General features: G+C 55.6%; 18 protein-coding genes. 12 read left to right on the forward strand and 6 right to left on the reverse strand.

The genetic code is table 11. From position 1 onward, the window contains the following. Window positions 1-9 precede the first annotated feature (9 nt). Together ACWHYZ_RS04400 and ACWHYZ_RS04405 are read right to left on the reverse strand one after the other, a co-directional pair. A complete protein-coding gene (locus ACWHYZ_RS04400) occupies window positions 10-315 on the reverse strand; it encodes a glutathione S-transferase N-terminal domain-containing protein (RefSeq protein ID WP_447986075.1) in 306 nt (101 codons plus the stop codon). Next, window positions 315-1817: a hypothetical protein gene (locus ACWHYZ_RS04405; protein ID WP_447986076.1), complete on the reverse strand. Its 1503-nt coding sequence runs from the start codon at window positions 1815-1817 to the stop codon at window positions 315-317. The genes ACWHYZ_RS04400 and ACWHYZ_RS04405 overlap by 1 nt, the downstream gene beginning before the upstream one ends. Window positions 1818-2035: 218 nt before the next feature. On the opposite strand from ACWHYZ_RS04405, the gene ACWHYZ_RS04410 reads away from it, so the two are divergent. The 11 genes from ACWHYZ_RS04410 to ACWHYZ_RS04460 all read left to right on the forward strand — a co-directional run bounded on the left by ACWHYZ_RS04410 (window position 2036) and on the right by ACWHYZ_RS04460 (window position 12834). Further along, entirely contained in the window at window positions 2036-3628 is a 1593-nt protein-coding gene (locus tag ACWHYZ_RS04410) for a phosphatidylglycerol lysyltransferase domain-containing protein (protein WP_447986077.1), read from the forward strand. A 206-nt stretch (window positions 3629-3834) separates the two neighbouring features. Continuing rightward, on the forward strand, window positions 3835-7308 hold the full coding sequence (locus ACWHYZ_RS04415) for a PAS domain S-box protein (RefSeq protein WP_447986078.1): 3474 nt from the start codon (window positions 3835-3837) through the stop codon (window positions 7306-7308). A gap of 100 nt (window positions 7309-7408) precedes the next feature. Continuing rightward, on the forward strand, window positions 7409-7783 hold the full coding sequence (locus ACWHYZ_RS04420) for a tetratricopeptide repeat protein (protein WP_447986079.1): 375 nt from the start codon (window positions 7409-7411) through the stop codon (window positions 7781-7783). 182 nt (window positions 7784-7965) lie between these two features. Further along, entirely contained in the window at window positions 7966-8796 is an 831-nt protein-coding gene (locus ACWHYZ_RS04425; RefSeq protein ID WP_447986080.1) for an AAA family ATPase, read from the forward strand. A 53-nt stretch (window positions 8797-8849) separates the two neighbouring features. Beyond that, entirely contained in the window at window positions 8850-9176 is a 327-nt protein-coding gene (locus tag ACWHYZ_RS04430) for a DUF167 domain-containing protein (RefSeq protein ID WP_447986081.1), read from the forward strand. After that, window positions 9173-9598, forward strand: a complete 426-nt coding sequence (locus ACWHYZ_RS04435; protein ID WP_447986082.1) for a glycine zipper family protein — start codon at window positions 9173-9175, stop codon at window positions 9596-9598. The genes ACWHYZ_RS04430 and ACWHYZ_RS04435 overlap by 4 nt, the downstream gene beginning before the upstream one ends. A gap of 492 nt (window positions 9599-10090) precedes the next feature. After that, complete coding sequence (locus tag ACWHYZ_RS04440) at window positions 10091-10303, forward strand: DUF433 domain-containing protein (protein ID WP_447986083.1); 213 nt, start codon at window positions 10091-10093, stop codon at window positions 10301-10303. Further along, entirely contained in the window at window positions 10300-10620 is a 321-nt protein-coding gene (locus ACWHYZ_RS04445) for a DUF5615 family PIN-like protein (RefSeq protein ID WP_447986084.1), read from the forward strand. The genes ACWHYZ_RS04440 and ACWHYZ_RS04445 overlap by 4 nt, the downstream gene beginning before the upstream one ends. Before the next feature lie 164 nt (window positions 10621-10784). Continuing rightward, on the forward strand, window positions 10785-11300 hold the full coding sequence (locus ACWHYZ_RS04450; RefSeq protein ID WP_447986085.1) for a hypothetical protein: 516 nt from the start codon (window positions 10785-10787) through the stop codon (window positions 11298-11300). 186 nt (window positions 11301-11486) lie between these two features. Further along, window positions 11487-12080: a hypothetical protein gene (locus ACWHYZ_RS04455; RefSeq protein WP_447986086.1), complete on the forward strand. Its 594-nt coding sequence runs from the start codon at window positions 11487-11489 to the stop codon at window positions 12078-12080. Between the two features lie 625 nt (window positions 12081-12705). Further along, on the forward strand, window positions 12706-12834 hold the full coding sequence (locus tag ACWHYZ_RS04460; protein ID WP_447987515.1) for a DUF433 domain-containing protein: 129 nt from the start codon (window positions 12706-12708) through the stop codon (window positions 12832-12834). 970 nt (window positions 12835-13804) lie between these two features. On the opposite strand, the gene ACWHYZ_RS04465 is transcribed toward ACWHYZ_RS04460, so the two are convergent. From ACWHYZ_RS04465 to ACWHYZ_RS04480, 4 genes are all read right to left on the reverse strand, one after another. Beyond that, window positions 13805-14905, reverse strand: coding sequence for a DUF4172 domain-containing protein (locus ACWHYZ_RS04465; RefSeq protein WP_447986087.1), 1101 nt, complete (start codon window positions 14903-14905; stop codon window positions 13805-13807). Between the two features lie 201 nt (window positions 14906-15106). Next, entirely contained in the window at window positions 15107-16261 is a 1155-nt protein-coding gene (locus tag ACWHYZ_RS04470; protein WP_447986088.1) for a M28 family peptidase, read from the reverse strand. Between the two features lie 90 nt (window positions 16262-16351). Beyond that, on the reverse strand, window positions 16352-16801 hold the full coding sequence (locus tag ACWHYZ_RS04475) for a ferredoxin-thioredoxin reductase catalytic domain-containing protein (RefSeq protein ID WP_447986089.1): 450 nt from the start codon (window positions 16799-16801) through the stop codon (window positions 16352-16354). A 48-nt stretch (window positions 16802-16849) separates the two neighbouring features. Next, a complete protein-coding gene (locus tag ACWHYZ_RS04480) occupies window positions 16850-17932 on the reverse strand; it encodes a Rieske 2Fe-2S domain-containing protein (RefSeq protein ID WP_447986090.1) in 1083 nt (360 codons plus the stop codon). 172 nt (window positions 17933-18104) lie between these two features. Between ACWHYZ_RS04480 and ACWHYZ_RS04485 the strand changes: the two genes are divergently transcribed. Beyond that, on the forward strand, window positions 18105-21140 hold the full coding sequence (locus tag ACWHYZ_RS04485) for a VWA domain-containing protein (RefSeq protein WP_447986091.1): 3036 nt from the start codon (window positions 18105-18107) through the stop codon (window positions 21138-21140). Window positions 21141-21158: the final 18 nt, after the last annotated feature.

Genomic DNA, 21158 nt, shown 5'->3' on the forward strand with positions numbered 1-21158 from the left:
CGGCTTGTGTCATAGGCTGCAGGACGGAGCTTCGTCGTCCGTCTCACCTTGGACATCCGACCCCGTACCTTGAACCTGTTGATGGCCGTAGCGCTTGTCCAGATAGGCCACAATCTCTCGCGTCTCCGTTAACACGGTCTCGCCGTCCTTCAATACGGGAACATAGTATTGGCCGGACACTTCAAAGACCTGTTGCCGCGACGGGCGGAAGTCGGGGACGATCACATCCTCATACGTGAGATTCAAGGCGGTCAGTTTATCCCGCACGACGGCACACTCTGGGCACCAAGACACATGATAGAGGATCAGATCCATTACGAGCCTTTCCGATCTATTTGCGTCGCACATGGCGCCATGATGGCGTCTTTCATGCCATGGATAATTTTTTTCTCGGGAGAGCAGACGGTCGCCAGAATCCCAGCGAGTTCTGCACGTCCACCGCTGACAAAATAGTAGGGCGAGAGCCTGGCGCGTCCGGGCATTGGCACAATATCGTCACGCTGCACGTCGAAATAGGCCAGATCGAACTGCCGGCCCTTATGGAACTCCTGAAGAATATATGGAGTTGTCGCAAAGGATCCCAATGCCGTGTCGAGAGCGGTGGCCCATTCGGCGGCGGGAAGATCATGTCCGACGGCCACGCCTCGGCTTCCCCACGCCAACTCGGAAAATCCGGAGGGCTTGATCACGTAGCGGCGCTCTTTTTGTGTCGCATTCGCTAGCGTGTGCCAGTCGGCCACGGCTCGTCCACTGAGTGTCAGATTAGGAATAATTGCTGATGGCGGAAGCGGCCGGGGATCCAGCACCCAGGTGCGCGGCATCATGGCACAGAGGAGACCAAAGGTCTCACTACCCAGCTGCTTATCCCAGAATGGGGCCAGGATAGGGTGATGAAGCAGAGCAAACGCCAGTTTTTCTTCCAATGCCGGTTTGAAGGGCGGCGTCACCAGCGTCTTGTCCTTCTTCGCGCTATACATGATGAGTTCGGATTTCGGGACGTTCTTCAGGTCAAAGAGTTCAAAGAAGCGATACAGGACCGCAACCGGTTGCTCGTCGCCCGCCTCGCCACCGATCCATAGGGCCTCTTCGGTAAACCGGAGGTCACGCGGGTTAACACAGTACGCGGGCAATCCAAGGACACGAAGTTGCGCCGCCATCCACATCATTTCAGCTCGATAGTCCTTGGCTTCGTCTGAAACTACAATAGCGAGATACCCGGGTCGATCGCGGAGCAGATCCCCAACCATCGCCGCAAATCCCTTAACGATCCCATTGTCTCCTCCGACGAGGGCCAAGCCCTCGCCGGTTGCAGCGGCGAGCTGAGCATAGGCATGCGAGAGGCCCCCGGTCAGGCCCATCCCTCCCGGAACGGAATCCAGTTCTGTAATGACCATGCCGTTGTCCGTCGGGATGATATCGGGGCGAATAACTCCGGGGAGATGATCGCGGAAGCGCTTCATTTGGCTATAGGAGAGAAGGGATTCCGGTTTGCCTTGATCGAGATAGGCCGACACCCACGCAGGTTGTGCCCCCCGCACACTCTCCATGTACAACACGTTTAGTGCACGATGGAACGACAGCAGATGTTGACCCAGCGACTGAAAAAAGGAGACCTCATCGGAGGTCAGCCAGAAAGGGGTTGCCGCAAGACGCCACTGCGTCACGAGCGGAGCCGTTGTCTGAGCCTCTGTGGATGCCGACGGGGTCGTCGTATCGTCGTACAGTCCCGCCTTGACTAAGGCGTCACGGAGGAGGCGGCCACGATCAAGAGGAGTCTCAGCCGGAATGCCACTGGAGAGATTGTACGCGAGTGCCAACAATTGCCTCTAGGAAAGGATCCTGAGCTGGTGTCTACACTCCAGTGCGTCGGAAGGTCGAGGAGAATCCATGTTGGATCGTTGGGGAAATCGGTGAACCTTCGAATGTCCTGTCATCTGTAAAAGATCGTAACATGGCCTCTCCGGTCGACACAAGGGGACTGGACCGTGGTGACCGCTGAGAACGCCTCCGTTGTCGGCCGGACAGACAGGGGCGTATGATGATCGCCGTGGAACCGAATCGTGCCATGACTAGGAGATCGGAGCTTATCCAAATCACCCCACTCCCTCAGCATGTGCCTAGCCGGGTGTGTCTGAGCTGCGACGTCTGCTGCCGGTTCCCGGAGGTTGATAGTTTCCTGCGCCCATATTTCACCGAACATGAAATCCGCAATGCGATCTCAATGGGAATCAATCCGGATGCTTTTCCAGACCACCGGGGAAGTCAGATTCGCGTAGTCCCCAATCCCGCGGGGGAGGGGTATGTCTGTTCAGCTTTTGATGTCGCCACGTCGCACTGTCGCATCTATCACAAACGGCCCCTGGATTGCCAAATCTATCCACTCGCCGTCATGTGGTCTGCCGACGGGGCGGAAGTTGTGCTGGGCTGGGATCGCAAGTGCCCATTTCTTGATACAGATTCTGCGGTCCGGGAGCGGGGTGCCAACGCTGGCGCTGAGATCAGATCCATAGAGGAGTACGGAACAGAGATAGCTGATTTGATCGAACAAGACGCATCGATTGAGGTCTATACGAATCATCCACGGCTGATTGGTCGCTATCAGGATGACGTCGTCATTCTGCGTTCGTTGCCCCGATTGACCCGCCGGATGCGTAGAGGCGAAGACTCATCGCTGCTTGCCGGGCCCTCAGGGGGGACGCGCTTCCCTGATCCCTCACCGCTGTCTTTTAAATTGCTCATGCCTGAGGATCACGTTCGGTTCCAAAAGGCACTTGCAGGTGGTGAGACCTCATTGGCTGCCTATGGTTTGGCTCCGCACCTAGTCTGGCGCCGGCTATTTACCTATTACTGGTCGGAATGCGACGGATACCTGTGTTTGTTTGCACAATATCCTGACGGTCTTTTTATGCCGTTGCCGCCGCTAGGCCGGGGGTCGATGAAATTGCCGTTGGCGCGCGCTTTTGCCGCGATGTACGAGCATAACCGTGGCTCGGGTGTCAGTCGTGTGGAAAATGTGCCGGAAGAATGGAAGGCGCAGTGGGAAGCATGGGGGTATTGTCTCACGCTCAAAGACGGAGACTACGTGTATCAAGCCCAGTCGCTGGCCGAGCTTCGAGGGGACCGCTACAAATCCCAGCGCGCGGCATGCAACCGATTCGTCCGGTCGAATCGATTCCGTTATGAACCGTACGACGCACGCGATCGGGAGCGTTGCCTCGACCTGTATCGCAGATGGGCGAGGCAGAAAGAGGCGCGCGGGGTGGATGATGTGGGGAAGATGATGCTCGAGGACGCGGCTGGGGCTCATGATGAGGCAGTAACAGCCGGACCACAATTAGGCCTCCTCGGTCGGGTCGTGTGGGTCGACGACGTGCTCGTGGCCTACACATTCGGATATTTCGTGAATCCATCCCTCTTTTGCGTGTTAGTGGAGATCGCGGATCGTTCGATCCCGGGATTAGCCTCCTATATGTTTCGCGAATTCTGCCGCGAGGCCTACGAGCAAGGGGCGATTCTCATCAATACCATGGATGACTCGGGGCTCGGGACATTGAGACAGTCCAAGTTAGCCTACCACCCATGTCGGACGGTGAACAGTTACATTGCCACCATCCCGGATCATTGGTAAGCGTCTACCAGTGCCCCCGGATTCTCTTCCCCTGCGCTGGCTTGTGGCAGGAGTGATAAAAAAAGGCCGCTTCGCGACGGATTCATGAATAATCAGTATCAGGAATATTTTGACTGATAAATGGAATGGGAGTACCATTATTTTTTCGTAGGGCTTTCAGCACCGAGAGCAATTCACCTCTGGAAATCCTACCCCTGACATCTGGGATGCCTTCACACCGACACGCGAGACCTTCTCAGGATCGCCCGCCCTATGCGTGGCTTCCGAGCCTCATCGTCGGAATGACATTCGTGGCCATCGTCATCGGGACGCTGGTCCTCCATTATGTGGAAACTCGCCTCGTAGCCGCTACCGGCCAGAATCTAACTCTCGCCGCCGCCGAAATCACCGACAAATTAGACCGCCTCCTTTTCGAGCGATATGGCGATGCGCTCATGACTGCGCGAGCTTTCAGCGCGCGGATGGAAGACAGGGTCTACCAGCAGTCGTTCCTCCAGTCGATGAAGGAGGCCTATGCCCGCGTCTACGTATGGCTGGGGGCCGTGGATGCGAAGGGCATTGTGATCGCCTCGACCGACCCGACGTTGTTGGGTCAAGATTGGAGCGGGAAAATTTGGTTCCAGCGTGCGCGGGACACGAGAACGATCCATGTCGGTGATGTAGGGACATATGAAGCCGTCCAAGGCATGGACGCGATCGCCTTTTCCGCCCCAATCATCAACCAAGCCGGTGAATTTATGGGGGTCGTCTCGACCCGAATCGGCGTGTTGATGATGGAAAATGTTCTCACGCAGACACTGCATGGAATCGAAAACCGAGACGGATTTTTAGGAACGATCGGCTATCAATTCATGACGCAGAACGGAGATGCGTTTATCGATTCGGATCTCGAGCACAAGGGCGGAGTGAACCTGAAGCGGCTCGGCGTGACTTCGGCCGTGTTGAGCGAGTCCGGGGAGGCGAGCTATGTCGAAGAAACGCATCTGCGACGCCATATCTCCGTGATCACAGGCTATGCGACGACCCATGGGTACGGGGATTTCAAAGGGCTGAACTGGACCGTTCTCATACGAATGGACCGAAGCGATATTCTCGCGCCTGTCCGTCTAGTGTTGCTGAACATCGGCATCGCGGGAGCCATTGTCTGGATTCCGATGTTTATCGTGCTCCTCTGGGCGACCGGCCGTTTACGGCAAGAGTGGGCCCAGACCCAACAAGAAGCGGCACGCGCCCATGCGGCGGAGGCGGCCGAGCGAGAAAGCGAGGCGCGCACCAGGATGATCATCGAAACGGCTTTGGATGCCGTCATCGTGATGGATGCCGGTGGGCGGGTAACGGACTGGAACGCACAAGCCCGCGCGATGTTCGGGTGGTCGCGGGACGAGGCGATTGGGCAATCCTTGTCGACGATGATTACTCCCCCTCGACTTGAGCAGGCGCATGACGAGACTCTTAAGCACTATCTCGAAACAGCAGAAGGACCGGTCCTCAATCGGCGCATCGAATTAGAGGTTCGACATCGCGATGGCCACGAGTTTCCCGTCGAACTCGCGATTTGCCCCACGAACGTAGGCTCGACCTACAGCGTGAGTGCCTTTATCCGCGATGTCACCGTTCAAAAACTGGCCGAACGGCAACTCCGTGAAAGCGAGGAGCGGTACCGATCCGTGGTGACCGCGTTGGATGAAGGCGTCATCCTGGCCGACGACCACGGCATCATTCGGGCGTGCAATGCGAGCGCCGAGCGGATACTGGGGGTATCGGCCGGACACCTGTTGCAGCGCAGTCTGCACGACCCGAATTGGCAGATCATTCATGAAGACGGATCGCCCTATCCAGCCGATCGGTATCCGATTCTCGTGACGCTGCAGACGGGCAAACCGTGCGCGGACGTCGTCATGGGTGTGCGCATTCAAACTGGAGGGTTACGGTGGATCTCGGTCAATACGCGCCCATTGATGCGTCACAGTGAAGCCGCCCCGCATGCCGTCGTGGCGTCCTTGACGGATATCACCGAGCAGAAGCGCGGCGAGCAACGTTTACGGGTTCAGCATGCGATTACACGAATACTGGCCGAAGCGACGACGCTGAAGGAGGCCGCCACCGCGATTCTGGAAACCCTATGCGAGCCGTTGGGGTGGAACCTCGGTGTGCTGTGGATTGTGGACCGACAAGCGAATGTCTTGCGATGCATGGATAGTTGGGCCCACCCGACGAGCAGCATGGAACCGTTTGAAGCAGCAAGCCGGCAACGGACGTTTGTGCGGGGAATCGGCTTGCCGGGGAGAGTGTGGACCACATGTGCGTCGGCGTGGATTGCGGATATTCAACATGATCCCAACTTCCCGCGGTTTCCCATGGCTGAAAAAGTCGGACTCCATGGCGGGGCGGCCTTTCCCATCCTGCTCGGCGGTGCGGTGGAAGGGGTCATGGAGTTCTTCAGCCGGGACGTCCGCCCCTCAGATGAGCACATCCTTGCCCTGATGGCGGCGATCGGAAGCCAAGTCGGACATCTCATTGAGCGGAAGCAGCTGGAGGAGCAACTCCGCCAGTCACAGAAAATGGAGGCGATCGGCAGGTTAGCGGGGGGGATTGCGCACGACTTTAACAACTTGCTGACGGTCATCAGCGGATATAGCGAGGTCGCGTTGAGCCGCCTCCGTGACGACGATCCTCTCCACATGGACCTGGAGGAAATCAAACAGGCGGGGAACCGTGCGGCGGCCCTCACCAGCCAACTCCTCGCGTTTAGCCGCCGTCAAGTCTTGCAGCCAAAAGTGTTGGACCTCAACACGGTGCTCACCAATCTGGAAAAGCTGTTACACCGACTGATTGGGGAGGACATCAATCTGGTCGTCTCGCTGACGCCTTCCTTGGGTCACATTCTCGTCGACCCGGGCCAGATCGAACAGGTCCTGATGAATTTGGTGGTCAATGCACGTGATGCGATGCCCAAAGGCGGCAAGCTGGTTATTGAAACGAAACATGCGGACTTCAGCGAACCGTCAGCCGGGCGGCCCCTTTCGGTTCCTCCTGGTTCGTATGTCGTGCTGATCGTCAGCGATACAGGCAGTGGCATGGACGAGTACACGCGTTGTCATATCTTCGAGCCGTTTTTCACCACGAAAGAACAGGGGAAGGGGACGGGATTGGGCTTGTCCACCGTCTATGGAATTGTGAAACAGGGTGACGGCGAAATCGTCGTCGATACCAAGCCCGGACGTGGCAGCACGTTTACCATCTACTTCCCACGTGTTCCCGACGAACAGATATCCGAGGACGACTCTACGCTTGTGAGGGGGATCCACGGCGGGACGGAAACCCTGCTGTTGGTGGAGGATGAGCCCGCCATTCGCGCCTTGGCCGGTGACATCCTTCGCCGATCCGGGTACAAGGTCTTGGAAGCGCGACATGGCGTGGAAGCGCTGCTGACGGGCAGCCAGTACCTGGGTGCCATTCATTTGCTGGTTACCGATGTCATTATGCCGCAGATGAGCGGCAGCGAAGTCGCCGAACGTCTGATGCACGAGCGGCCGCATATGAAGGTTCTCTATATCTCCGGCTACACCGATGATGCCATTATTCATCATGGCGTCGTCAAAGAAGGCACTGCATTCCTGCAGAAACCGTTCCCGCCCGAAGCCCTTGTCCAAAAAGTCCGCCAACTCCTTGATTCGTAGTAATGGGAGAACAGCGCCGTTCCCCTACATCCAATCCAGCCGCTCCTCCGTATACTCTCTCAAGACATCGGTTCCAATTCACAACCAAAAGGAGGGCGCGATGAAACACTTTCTAGGTCTTGCCATAATAGTGCTAAGCCTGACGTTCGTGAGCGGCCTGGGCTGGGCTGACATGGGGAAGGCGACGGCGGCCCCTCTGAAGACCGCGTCGGGCTCGAGCGCCGAGATGCATAACAACGAGGGCATCGAACATTTCAGGCAGGGCCATTGGGATGTGGCGAAGAAGCACTTTATGGAAGCGGCCAAAGCCGATCCCAAATCGGCAGAAGCCCACTACAATCTAGCGCTTACCCTGGACAAAGCAGGCGATCACAAGGGCGCCACGGAACACTTCAAGACGGCCTATGAGCTGGGCAAAGACAATCACGACATTCAGGAGTCCGGTATTCTGAAGGCGCACCTGAAGATGAAATAAAGTGCTGAGTTTCCTTTCTTTACCCATTCTCTTAAGGCAGGGCGGCTGGGGTCATCCTCATTGCGCGCGTCCAGCGAGCACATTGTGATCGTGCGCGCTACGCGCGCACAGGATGACCCCAGTCGTCCCTGCCTTTCCTTCCGCCCTTGCTATTTCCCCCCGGTTTCAGTTATTCGTCATCCATGACGGAATCATCCTCAAAAGGCCGCGAACTCGACATCGATCAGTATCGCGTACGCGACGAACCGTACTACGCCGAGGTCAATGGCGAGGTCGGGCTGTTCACTATCGCGGCACAAAGTCGGATGCCGGTCATGTTGAAAGGACCGACCGGATGCGGGAAAACGCGCTTCATTCAGCACATGGCGTTCCGCTTGGGGCGTCCGCTTATCACGGTCGCCTGCCATGAGGACTTGACCGCGTCCGATCTGGTCGGGCGCTACTTGCTGAAGGGAGATGAGACTGTCTGGGTCGATGGGCCGCTCACGCTCGGCGTGAAGCATGGGGCCATTGTGTATCTGGATGAAATTGTCGAGGCACGAAAAGACACGACGGTCATTATCCATCCCTTGACCGATGATCGGCGCGTTCTGCCGCTTGAAAAAAAAGGACAGATCATTGAAGCCGTCGATGAGTTTCTGTTGGTCATCTCCTATAACCCCGGCTACCAAAGTGTGCTCAAAGACCTGAAGCAGAGCACGAAGCAACGGTTTATGGCGATCGAGTTCAATTACCCGCCCCGTGAGGTCGAATCCCGGATTATCGAACGCGAAGCAAAGGTCACTTCCGATGTGGCACAGCGACTCGTTAAGTTAGGTGAAAAAGTCCGCAACCTTCGGAACCACGGACTTGAAGAAGGCGTGAGCACGCGATTACTGATTTATGCCGGCGAGTTACTCCGAAGAGGTATCACACCGATCCAAGCCTGCGATGTGGCCGTCGCGCGACCAATCACCGATGATCGCGATATGCAGCGCAGCATTCAGGAATTCGCCAAAGCCATCTTCGGATAGTGCGCGACGCGAGACGGCTCGCGTGGCGATTGAATCCGCCGAGCCGCGGCTGCATGCCTAGCTCTCACCACGCTCCCATACAGGACAGCGCTGAAGGCGTACTCCTGACCATCCACGTCCAGCCCAATGCCTCATGCTCGAATTATGCCGGCTTGCATGGCGACGCGCTAAAAGTCCGTATTGCCTCGCCACCTGTCGATGGCGCGGCCAATGAAGCCTTGTGCCGATTTCTCAGTGAACAATTGGCTGTACCGATGAGCCAGGTGATTATCCGCGCCGGACATGGTGCGCGGCGCAAGCGCGTGCTGGTGAAGGGCGTGGCCACTGCGCAGGTTCTAGCCGCCTTCAAGCTCGACAAAGTTCCAGGAGGTAATCGATGACGAGACAGGGCACCGGAAGCGCAATCTGCGTGCTTACCCTATTCCTCTCGGCCTGTGCAGGACCCAAACCGATCCTCTACCCCAACGACCATTTCAAAACCGTGGGACAGGATACAGCCACGCAAGACATCGCAGCGTGCCGGGAAATGGCGGAGGCAGCCGGGGCGAAGCCTGGTGCAGGCAAGGCGGGGCAAGTAGCCGGCAGTACGGCAGTTGGTGCCGGCGTCGGAGCCGCGGGTGGCGCGGTCGGCGGCGCAATCTATGGCGCGGCGGGACATGGCTCAGCCATCGGGGCCGCCAGCGGCGCGACCATCGGATTGCTGCGCGGCCTGTTCAGTCGTCCAAAGCCGGGGCAAGGCTATATTAACTTTGTCAATCGGTGTTTGAAGGAGAGGGGGTATGAGCCGGTGGGATGGGAGTGAGGAGAGAGGGCAACCTGACCGCCCTGCTTGCTCGCACAACGCGTACGATAGGAATGTGCTCGTTGCATGCGCGCAGTGAAGGGCAGTCAGGTTGCCCTCTCGGGATGTGGAGTGTTGAAAAGACGGCCTGGGAGGCGGGGCGAGGCTGGGGCAAGCGCTGTGCTCGCAGACCGCGCACAATCGGAATGTGCTCGGTCGATGCGCGCAGTTGGCGCTTGACCCCAGCCCGTCCCCGCGGGAATGAGAGTTTGTAAAGAGTAAAGTCGAAGAGAGAGGACGGCCTGACCGCCCTGTCTTGCTCGCGCAACGCGCACGATAGGAATGTGCTCGCCCGCGAAGGGGCGGGTTCTCCGCGCCTGGTGTGGGTCGGTGAAACGAACGTGCAGGTTGAACCCGCAGCTCTGGTCGTTCCCGTGTGAGTAAAAGCGTATGGAAAGCAAAGTCAGCCGCCAAAATTTGCATCCCCGCCCAGTCTGGTAGTACCCTAAGGCCATGAAGCAACCAGTGATTTCTCGCAATTCTGATGTCATGGGTGGAACTCCAGTATTTTACGGTACTAGGGTTCCTATACAGACATTGCTCGAGTACCTGGAAGCCGGGGAATCCATCGATGACTTCCTCGAGGGCTTCCCCTCAGTGACCCGCCAACAAGTGATTGCGTTCCTAGAAGAAGCCAAGGATCGTCTCGTTTCCGCAGCATCGTGAAGGTGCTTCTCGACGAGTGCATCGATTGGCGACTGTCACGCGACAGTGCCGGGCATGATGTCAAGACGACTCGTCAAATGGGATGGGTCGCTCTTAAGAACGGCGAATTGCTCAAGCTCGCCGCTGAACAATTTGGCGTGTTCATCACAGTCGATCGCAATCTATCGTTTCAACAAAATCTTGTCTCCTACCATATCGCGGTTGTCGTATTACATGCTCGCACCAACCGCCTTGCAGATCTCCAACGACTTGTCCCAAAACTCCTCGCTGCTCTTCCGTCTGCGAAGCCGGGGATTGTGATGCATATCGAAAGTTAGTTCGCTGTGGGCCATAGCTCTAGTATCAGGCAAGGGTATATCAATTTTGTGGATCCGTGCTTGGAGGAAACGGGGGTATGAGCCGGTGGGATGGGAATAAGAGGCGGGATAGGCCTAGGTCGAGGGACTGTGCTCGCACAACGCGCACGCCAAGACGGTGCTCGTTGGATGCGCGCAATCGCGCTCGACTCCCCCTTTCCCTCGGGAACGGAGATAATGGGGCGAACGTAGAATCAGATATCCGGGGGCAAATGGTGAAAAAGGAGCGAAAAGATCTTGATCCTGTCGAGAAGCGACTCAAGAATATGCCAAAAGCGCTTATACCTCGTTACAAAACCAAGGCTCTGAACAAACCTATCTCACTTTATAGGGGGCCACTTCATCTACATTTGCCGCGAGAAGAAAATCCGATGCTGATGAAGAAAGCCGAAATTGCATTACGGTATTTGCCTCAATGCAAAGTGGCATTCAATAGCAATTTGAACAGTAGCCTTCCAATCAGTCCAGGCGAGGTAACCATCTCGGCCCCAGGAGTGGGATTGCCTTTTAAAGTATGGATTACGAAATCGAACTGGAAAAATGGGATAGCCTTTCTCGAAGGAGTTTTTCTTGAACCGTTCCAAACACAGTCTGACTCCGCTGCGCATCGCGTACTCTTTCCCCTTAAAAAATTTTCATGACTACATTGGGTTTCCTCTGCGAAATATGCGCGCTTGCACGCTCAGTCGATTGACCCTAAATGATGATGAATGGCAAGTAGTGGTCGATAAGGTGAGGAGTGAAAGAAATAAAAAGATGGAGGTTGAGCGCGGGTTCTGTATTACACACGTTGGACAAATCAGTGAATCCATTCAGGTCAGTTTTGTTTGAATGATATTTCTTCTCTCCTCGAAGGGCTCCATTTCTTTTTCTCATTTGCCCGCGGCTTCTGGACGGGTCCTATTTTGTTAATCGGGGGGAATAAAAATGGTAATAGCTTAGAGAATTGGTCCGATAAACGTCTAACTCCATGGAAACCTGTTAGGTCATGGTTTCCGATGAAGATAGATGAGGAATTGAATGAACTGTTTCATGGGTTCATCCAAAGATGGAAAGATACATTCTGGAAAGAGTCATTGGCACGTGCAATTGATTGGTACGTCCATTCAAATGCTCTGACAGAAATTGCAGAGGGAAGCATCGTCCTAACGCAATTAGCTTTGGAAACCTTGGCTTGGACCTACTTTATTACGGATCAAACCGGACAACACCTCGGGAAGTATAGAAAGAAAAAGGCTGCCGATCGGCTAAGAGTGTTATTGGTCGGTCTTAGTATTCCCATAGAGATTCCAGAAGAAATGATTCATTTGAACAAGGCCAAACAGGTTTTTTCTTCGCTGGACGGGCTGATCTTCTCACCAAGCTTCGGAACGGGATTGTCCACCCTACACAAACGCGCCAGAAGGATATGGCCGACTTAGGCCGCACCCGTATGATGTATGAAGCTAAGCAGTTAGGACTTTGGTACCTGGAGCTTATCGTTCTAAATCTTTGCGGTTATGGAGGAACATATTCGAGGCGATGGTGGCAAGGGTGGCGAGGCGAAGATGAAGCCGTGGTGCCATGGAAATGCTGAATCCGAAACACAAGCGCAATAGGTCCTGAAGCCTCAATCGACCGCAAGGTCTGTCATTACTGGTTACCAACGTGAGGTCAGTCTTGGGGTCAGCAGTCTTGGGGCCAGGTCTTGTATCTTGCCATCACCCATTATGATAGTTCTGATGGATCATGGCTCGTCCGTTAAGATAGAATTTGACGGCGCGATTTACCATGTGACCACCCCCCGGGGCAAGGCTCGAGCAGACATCTTCGGAGTGGGCTGTGGTGATTGCGGAAATCGGGCGAAGCCAGAAACCAGAAGTATCTGGACCAGCCTACACTGAGGATGTTCTTTGAAGGAAAGAGCGCCAAAGCCAAGCGGGAAGCACGGATTGTCGAGGCGGTCCATCGTTACGATATAGCCAAAGACAGGTTGCCGATTACGTAAACCTGCATTACGCGATAGTCAGACGATTGGCAAACCAGCCCTGATACAAGAAAGATGACCTGCTCCTCGTTGTTTGGCCATTGACATTGCTCGACTACCTGAAAGCCGGTGAGTCCATTGATGACTTCCTGGAGGGCTTACCTTCAGTGACCCGCCAACAAGTCATGGTCTTTCTGTGCAAGACTTAACTGTATTAGCCAGCGGAACGGCGAATAGTAATAAGATAGTAATAAGCAGACGACCCCACTGCCACTAATTACTCAGGACGTTCACAAACGCATGTGTCCTGCCGTTGTTAGGCCCTTGCAAGGGTTCATCTCTTGTTTTAGCAAATCGTCGATTAGCTTTCCGATGCTCTTCAAGACCGGGCCGTGGACGCTAGCGGGATTAACCGCTGCCGCTGTTTCGCCCACAGCGAAAGGGGTAAAGAAAGTATAGGGCTGACCTTGAGCGGATAAAATTACCGACTGCCGCCTGAGCATTAACGGGATTCTTGCTCTCCCTAGTACTCCAAGGATGCGTGATCTCCGTGCCGGCTATCACCCCCGCTGGTACAACGTGATTTTGCAGAAGATGACTGACGCACTCCGAAGCCTCCAAGGTCGAGACCTTTTCAAGGACGGTGTTGGGCGGACGGACCAGAAGCGATAGGTCCAGAGCTATGATTCCGAGTCCCGGATTTGTTGCGCCGAGTACTTGGTCCCGCGCTTCTTCAAGGCAACCCTGAGATTGAGTTCGATATCCAATGCAAGCGGCCACGCTATCTTGAATCGGCCGAGAAGGCGTTTCAAGAAATGAAAGTTCTGGCGGCTGGATCGGCGACATTACCGTGAGCCATGCCCACTGGCACGCGGCCCGCAATTTCTCCAGTAATTCGGCTTTGCTAAAGCGTGACTCGAAGGGAGAAAACATCTTTAGTCGTACTTCAAGGTCTTTGAAAGTGTCAGTCTATCTGAAACATAGCAACGTACGTCGTCCATCGCAGAAGTCAGACGTGTTGAAGGATTGCCTAGGCACCTTTGGCTATAGGAGATGGCTTAGTGGGGTCAGGTCTTGTACGCCGCTATCGGCGTAGTACTTTTGATGGACCAAGCTCGGCAACATTCTTTGGCGTCATGAGGGGGTAGAACATGCCACATTCTTCAGGGAGATACAGTGTCATGGTGAAGCGATGTTATAGCTGGTGTTCTTGCTTCCTCCCTCATTACGGATAAGCAACCCAAGGTCAATAAGTTCTTTAATGTCGCGCTGAGCGGTAGGCATAGAGGTCTTTGTAATGATCGACCACTTGCGAGCGGTTAACTTGCCTGTAAAGCCATCCAGGACTTTATTAAGCATGAGCTTCTGGCGTTCGTTGAGACGGGCAGATCCATTGCGTTGCCAGAAATCAGCCTTACGCAGGACTGTCTCGCATGCAGCTTCAGCTGCGTCAATGGCTTTCGAAAAGCACTCTGTGAACCACAAGAGCCTTTCAGTAATCTCTAGATCGCCGCGCTGCGTGGCTTCCAGTGAGGCATAATATTCAGGTCGTTCTCGGCGAATAATGCTGGCCAAGCTATAGAATCGTTGAGGCGATTTGTCCCAGCGCGCTAAGACCATATCGGCGAGCGCGCGGGCGATTCGGCCATTGCCATCTTCGAAGGGGTGAATTGTCACGAACCATAGATGAGCGATAGCAGCCTTTATGATGGCATCAGTTCTTAGCGGCTCATTGAACCAAGTCAAGAAAGCGTTCATCTGCGCTTCTATTCGTTCGGCAGGAGGCGCTTGAAAGTGAACTTTCTCATTTCCAAAAGGCCCTGACTTAACTTCCAGTGGACCTTCGGCGTCATCACGCCATGCACCGGTCTTAATTCTACGGAGTCTTGAAAAACCGCTCGGAAATAACGCAGCGTGCCAGCCGAACAAACGTTCGCACGTGAGAGGAGAGCTGAAGTTCTTGGTAGCATCGAGCGTGATCTCTACAATTCCTTCAACACGTCGGTCCTCAACTCCAACGGCCGCGTTCGGAACGCCAAGGCGGCGCGCTATAGAGGAGCGCACACTTTCATGGTTGAGACTCTCGCCTTCAATTTCTGAAGTCTTGATCGCCTCTTCAGTAAGAGCCGCAACTTCAGCTTTGCTACGATCCGCAAAGCCGAGCCGCGCCATAGTAGCTACAAAAAAACCTTCCTTAAAATGGGCATTGGCTAATGGCTCAGCCAGGCGATCGGCGTCCCATCGGAAGTGTGGCCATTCTGAAAGTTCCCATATATACATCTATCGAATTCGCATCAATTAATGATGTGAATGTACTGCAATTCGAATCAAGATGCAATTCGCATCACTTGATGATATGAATGTCGGGGCTTTGGTGAAACGATCAAAAGAAGCTGATTCTCGAAGACATCTAAAGCGATCCCACTTGTTTTCGGTCGCTGTTGCTGGCGCGCGAACCCTACGATAAATGCCAATCGTCGTTTAAAGTAAAAAACATCCCGGCATATTGCTTAGCAGGCACTGCATTCTGATTGAGAGTCGTTCCATCCTTTTCACGTCTTCCGGCGTGGCCTTTGACGGATCAAGTCGTTCCAGCCAGTTGCGGTCTTGTTTCAGTTTCCAGAGTGAGAGAGAGGAGGTGCCTGGAATTTTGGTGGCTTCTTCGGCCGCTTTGATCGTCAGCGGACGGAAGGCGTCGACTTCGTCGCTGAATTCCAGGCGATCGTTCTCAAACCGATACGGCTCCTTGTCTTGATCGATCGAGAAGATCAGATGCTGAAGCCAGTGGACGGTTGACGCCATCCGCTCGTAATGAAGCGTGTTCGGCAGATCGGAGGGCTGATGGTAGCGCGGGGTGCGGCCGGCGGAGAGAAAGAGGAATGGGACCGAGGCATTTCTGAACGCATCGTAATCGCTGAAGGCGACTCGACCGATTAAGGGAATCTCTTCTACCAGATGCAGACCAACTGGATGGACGGTGAGTGGAGCGATCGTTCCGTCCTTCGCCGCGTCCTTCACGCGACGGTAGAGGCCGGGACTGTGTTCTGCTCCGGCCGCAAAGATGATCTTTTGCAACGGCTCCCAATGGACACCACCCATGAGATCCATGATGATGGCGGCTTGAAAGCGAGAGAGCGAGCCGATCTCGACGGGAAGATGATTGGCAAAGTGCTGCGAGCCCATCAGCCCTGTTCGTATGTATGGGGCCTCTTCCGTATTAAAGGCGACCAACATGACCGGATGGTTGTTGAGCGACGGCAACGATCGGGCGAGTTCGAGAAGAATTGCCAAGGCCGAGGCATTATCGTCGGCACCGAGGTATGGCCCGCCGAGGTGATCGTAATGCGCGCCGATGAGGATCCAGCCTGCCTCACGCGACTGTGAGGCGGACTGAATGCCGATGAGATTGTCGCCCAGTTCTTGAGAGACGGTTTGGCGATAACCATTCAATGAATCGAGAGGCTGGAGACCGGCCTTTTGAAACTCCGTCACGATATAGTCGGCGGCTTTCCGATGGCCGGGCGTGCCGGGCTTTCGACCTTTCAGCTCGGCGCTGGCCAGAAATTGCACATGTGTTTGCAGGCGACGCGCCAAATCGGTGATTGGAGGAAACTGTGTCGGGTCGAGAGCAGCCATGGCGATCAAGTGATACGACAACGTACCACAAACCAAGGAGAAGACGGCCAGGAGCAGGCAGCGGGCGGACGGGCGATCTTTCAATAGCCTCTATTGGTTCGGTATGCGTTTCGAGGGCATACCATCCGCAGAAGGAGTCGAGGGAATGGCCGCGGGCGCTCGATGGCGGAGCGCGCGTCCTTTGTCGGGTGTCGGATCGGTAATCAACCCATAGATCTGCCGTCCTTCGTGGTCTTCGGGCAAATATTCGGTGATCGGCATGCCATCTTCGCGTACGAATAACAGACAGTGGCAATACTTGTAGATCTGCATTTCGTCGCACGCGCAGATCCATCGTCGCAACTTCGCTTCCGCCTGCTTGTCCTTATAAAAGTTGCACGGGCAGAGGGGTTTTCCTAGCTCATCGACATGCGCGGCCAGGCCATTGACCACCGATTCCGTTACGGCTGGGGTGGGGTGAAAGGTCGTGCCGCTTTTGTCCGCGAAGCCCTTGACGAACTTCCACATTTTATCGAGACTGTCTTTATTTGGTTCGGCCATCGTCCCACCTAGCTCAATTCAAAATTAAGAATTCACAATGCGCAATGGTCAGCTTCGCCACCGAAGGATGACCGGTTCCTTTAGCGGATGCTCGATCGGGCCGCCATGCAGACGAGCGGCCAGATAGGCCGCCTTCAATTTGAAATACCATTTTGCCGGCGTGTCGGCATCATCCAACAGCATCATGGGTGGCGAATGTTTGAGGCCGACTGACTGTTGTTCCATCGCCCGTTTGTCCTGATCCAGAAAAATGCGTGCAAAAATCCGGAACAGGCTTTTGGAAAAAGGCAGCCAAGGCAAAATATTCCAGGCGGCACAAAAGTCGATCCGGCATTCGTCTTGTGTAATCGGTGTCACTGCCGCTCGCGTCGAGATCCACCAGCGACCGGCCCGGACCAGTTCCAAACGCAGATTCGGCAAGATGAAATCAATCGTGGTCGAAATGGGGCCGGAAAGCCCTAATAACTTATAAGGGCCGCTGTTTCGCGATGGTGCATGGGCCGTCATACGGAATCCGTTGGGAATCGGCTCAAAGGCTTTTGCCTTCTCATGGATGCTGTCCCGGCTCCGCCACCACACGCTTTGATGGACGAAGGGGCCATGAGCGGGATCCATGAGTCCCACGATACCGTTATCGATGGTGCACTTCAAAGTGGTGGAGATATGAAACAGCCTGTAGGATTCGGACAAGACGGGGAGGCGGGGGACATCCGGAACCGTTTCAGGGATGCCCTGCCTATCGGGCACGTAGACCCAGACATAACCATCTTGATCTCGGCAGGGATAGCTCGCCACACCGATTTTCTCGGGCTTCACCGGCGAGCCTTCAACGAGTGCGGGAATATGCCGGCACGTTCCCGTCATATCAAATTGCCAACCGTGGTACGAGCATTCGATCCGCTGGCCATCGAAGCACCCAAAAGAAAGAGGCATGGCGCGATGCGGACAAATATCCCGGAGCGCCGCGACACCGCCTTGTTTATCCCGACAGAGTACGAGCGGCATGCCAAGAAGCGTTTGGGCCTTCATCGCGCCTGGCCGGAGGTCTGATGAGAGCAGCGCGGGATACCAAAAGCCGGTCAATGGCGCACTGACGTTACTTTTCGTACTGTACTCAATCTGATTCATCATCCGTCTAGAAAAGGCAGCCGTGAGTCAGTTAGGGGCTTACAGAATAACGATTGTTTCAAGGAGGGTCAAGGACAGGCAAGTCACAGTCTTCGTGCGTGGCTAGTTTACAAAGCGCAGACCGCTTCTTTACAATCCGCATTCTACACGCCAACGAGAGACCATTCAGATTTCCATGTCCATTTCCTTACCTGAACAGTTGATTGCGCGGCTGTCGGAGCACAATGGCCGGGAAACCGCCGTCGCTATAACCGAAGAGCTCCTGACCTCGGCTGGTCGCCCCGATGTCCTTTCAGCCGTGCTCGTTTTGCTCGATGAATTGCAAGACATCTCGACCAAGGCCTCAGCCTACGCCATGGAAGCATTTCCGGAGATGGCACGCCGCCACGTGACCGATGCGATCGTGCCTTGGCTCGATCTGGGAACGGCGCTGGCCGAGTCGTCCGGTGCGGTCGCCATGAGGTATTTCAAAGAGAGTCCCTTAATGCTTGGATTGATCGACACCGCGCCTGCCCGGCACACGGTGTTGAGGCAAGCATTGGAATTGGCTGAACATGATGCGACTGCGGCCCTGGAGTTTTTTCGAACCGCACCCGAATTAGTGACCGTTCTTCCGCCCGCCGATCTTGCCGCATGGTGTGAAGTCGGTATGGAACTCGTGCGCTGGGATTTTGTGCCCGGCATCGAATTCTTTCGACAGAGCCCTGCGGTCGCCAAAGTGATTTCACTCAGTCACGTGCGGGCCTGGGTCGGCTTCGGAACCAAGCTGATCACTCAGAATAGTCTCGGCAAGCCCGACTATATGGGCACCCTCGAGTTCTTCCGTAGCAGTCCGGCCATCCTCGGTGAGATCGACAGTGCCGCCGTGCGAACACAGGTCATTGATCTCGGGTCGGCCCTTGCGGTTCGGGATCCGCAGCAGGCTATTTCGTTTCTCGCCGAAAGCGCATCCCTACTGCTGCGCATCGCCTCGGAAGAGTGGCAGGTCCGGATTCTGCACTATGCGGAGTTTGTCGCCGAACGGGACTCCGAAGCGACGTTGAGCTATATGCGGCGTTGTCCCGAGCTGCTGGAATTGATCGGCGACGTGCCTGATGCGCGCGCCAAGTTCGAGGAGTGGTACAAGGCCGGCATGGAGGTGCTTGCGTTCAGTGTCGACGGCGGTCGCGCCTATTTCGCATCGGAGACCCATAAGGCGCTCGCGTCCATCGAGCAGGCCATGAGCGGAGTGCCGTTGCGTCGTGTGGCCCGTTCCCTCAAGTTCTTTGCGGAAGGCCTCTGCGGCACGGAGATCCTCATCCGTTCCCTACCAGAGACTGAGGGCCCTGCACCGAACGCACTACGCCGACCGACTGTCAGTCCTGATGGGCGGATCATTTCCTTGCCCGGTCTTCTGCGCCACTATCCAACACAAGTAGAAAACGCGCGGCTGTACACGGTGATGGCGGCTCATGAAGCGGGCCACCTGGAGTTCGGGACGTATCATCTTCAATTGGACAAGCTGGCGGATCTGATCGCGGCAGTCCAATCGCGGTATGCTCGGTCAATAGCTGAGTCCGGGAAGACGCACGAGACGACATTGTCCGATGTGTTTGCGCTGTACCCCCAACCCGGCCTCATGCGCGACCTGTGGTCCATTGTCGAAGATGCCAGGGTTGAGCATCGGCTCCAGGAGGAATACCCAGGCCTGGCCCGGGATTTGGCCTCCCTGGCTCAGGAGGCTGTGCAGACTCGATCCTTGACACATGGCATGACGGTTCGGGAAATGGTGGTGGAATGCCTCTTGTTGCTGTCGACCCAGGATCCTCGCACCGTGCGTGTCCCGGAGGCGTTGACCGGTGTGGTCGAACAGGCTTGGAATATGTGTCGCAGTGTGCTCACGATGGCCGCCACCGCTGCAGATGCCGTGCGTCTGGCCGACCGACTCTACGTCCTGTTGGAAGGCCTGGTTGCGGGTTCTCGTTTTGATCATGGCCCGGAGGAGTCGGCTTCCGATACAGAGATCAATGCGGGTTCAAAAGCCTCCGAAGAAGGAGCCAATACATACCGGCCTGTGACGAACTTACTGTATCGCGGCGACATGGACCCTGCCATGGTCAAGGATCGGACCGGCGAAGACGAGACGGAAGACAAGAATGCGACTGATCCCGCAATCGGCTCTGCCGGATCGCATCCCGGTGCCGATCGCGCTCCGCATGCGGGTCGAGAATCGGTCAAGGAACTGGCAGGCGGAAGTGCACCTTCTCCGGCTTTCACAGATGAGAGCCACGATCACAGCAAGGATCAGGAGAGGCAATCGACATTCGGGTCTCAGGACAGCCACGAATTTCTTTATGATGAATGGGATGGCGCGATTCAAGATTACCGTTCCGCATGGTGTCGGGTCATCGAGCGCACGCCGGTGGAAACAGACAGTGACTTTGTCGATGCGACCATCGGCGCCCATGGAGCGGAAGTCCGGGTATTGCGGCGCTATTTCGAAAGCCTTCGTCCGTCCCGCCTACGCCGGATGTTTTCGCAGGTGGATGGCGAAGACCTGGACCTCGATGCGACGATCCGTCGGATCGTGGATCGGCGTGCCGGCGTGGATGCGTCCGATCGGATCTATGTTCGCCGTGATAAGCGGGAGCGCGAAGTGGCGGTGACCTTTCTGGTGGATCTGAGCGGATCGACCAGCCGCCAGATCGACTCTGCCGATAACCGGCGTGTCATCGATGTCGAGAAAGAAGCCCTGGTCTTATTGTGCGAGGCGCTGGAAGCGATCGGGGATCAATATGCGATCTATGGATATTCCAGCCACGGCCGCCGCCATGTGGATTTCGTCATGCTGAAAGATTTTGACGAGCCGCTCAATCGCTCCTCGTCGCGCATCGGCGGGCTGATGCCGCTTCAACAGAATCGCGATGGGGCGGCGATCCGTCATGCGGCACGCAAATTACAGAATCGTGAGGCGCGCGTGCGATTGCTGGTACTGATCAGCGACGGGAAACCGCTTGATGATGCCTATGTGGATGAGTACGCGCTGGAAGATACCAAGATGGCGTTACAAGAAGTGCGCAGGCAGGGGATTCATCCGTTCTGTATCACGGTCGACCGGGATGCCGATGAGTACGTGAGGCGCATGTATGGGGACGTGCGCTATCTAGTCATCGATCATGCAGCGGCGTTACCGGAAAAGCTGCCGAGAATCTATCAACGGCTGACGGCATAGCGCGATGCTGAAAAAGCC

It is taken from the genome of Nitrospira sp. Nam74 (assembly GCF_965152615.1).

Coding starts and splice junctions, on each gene's coding strand:
- ACWHYZ_RS04400 (WP_447986075.1), bottom strand. CDS start 315: ATGGATCTGATCCTCTATCATGTGTCTTGGTGCCCAGAGTGTGCCGTC.
- ACWHYZ_RS04410 (WP_447986077.1), top strand. CDS start 2,036: ATGATGATCGCCGTGGAACCGAATCGTGCCATGACTAGGAGATCGGAG.
- ACWHYZ_RS04415 (WP_447986078.1), top strand. CDS start 3,835: ATGCCTTCACACCGACACGCGAGACCTTCTCAGGATCGCCCGCCCTAT.
- ACWHYZ_RS04420 (WP_447986079.1), top strand. CDS start 7,409: ATGAAACACTTTCTAGGTCTTGCCATAATAGTGCTAAGCCTGACGTTC.
- ACWHYZ_RS04425 (WP_447986080.1), top strand. CDS start 7,966: ATGACGGAATCATCCTCAAAAGGCCGCGAACTCGACATCGATCAGTAT.
- ACWHYZ_RS04430 (WP_447986081.1), top strand. CDS start 8,850: ATGCCTAGCTCTCACCACGCTCCCATACAGGACAGCGCTGAAGGCGTA.
- ACWHYZ_RS04435 (WP_447986082.1), top strand. CDS start 9,173: ATGACGAGACAGGGCACCGGAAGCGCAATCTGCGTGCTTACCCTATTC.
- ACWHYZ_RS04440 (WP_447986083.1), top strand. CDS start 10,091: ATGAAGCAACCAGTGATTTCTCGCAATTCTGATGTCATGGGTGGAACT.
- ACWHYZ_RS04465 (WP_447986087.1), bottom strand. CDS start 14,905: ATGTATATATGGGAACTTTCAGAATGGCCACACTTCCGATGGGACGCC.
- ACWHYZ_RS04470 (WP_447986088.1), bottom strand. CDS start 16,261: ATGGCTGCTCTCGACCCGACACAGTTTCCTCCAATCACCGATTTGGCG.
- ACWHYZ_RS04475 (WP_447986089.1), bottom strand. CDS start 16,801: ATGGCCGAACCAAATAAAGACAGTCTCGATAAAATGTGGAAGTTCGTC.
- ACWHYZ_RS04480 (WP_447986090.1), bottom strand. CDS start 17,932: ATGATGAATCAGATTGAGTACAGTACGAAAAGTAACGTCAGTGCGCCA.
- ACWHYZ_RS04485 (WP_447986091.1), top strand. CDS start 18,105: ATGTCCATTTCCTTACCTGAACAGTTGATTGCGCGGCTGTCGGAGCAC.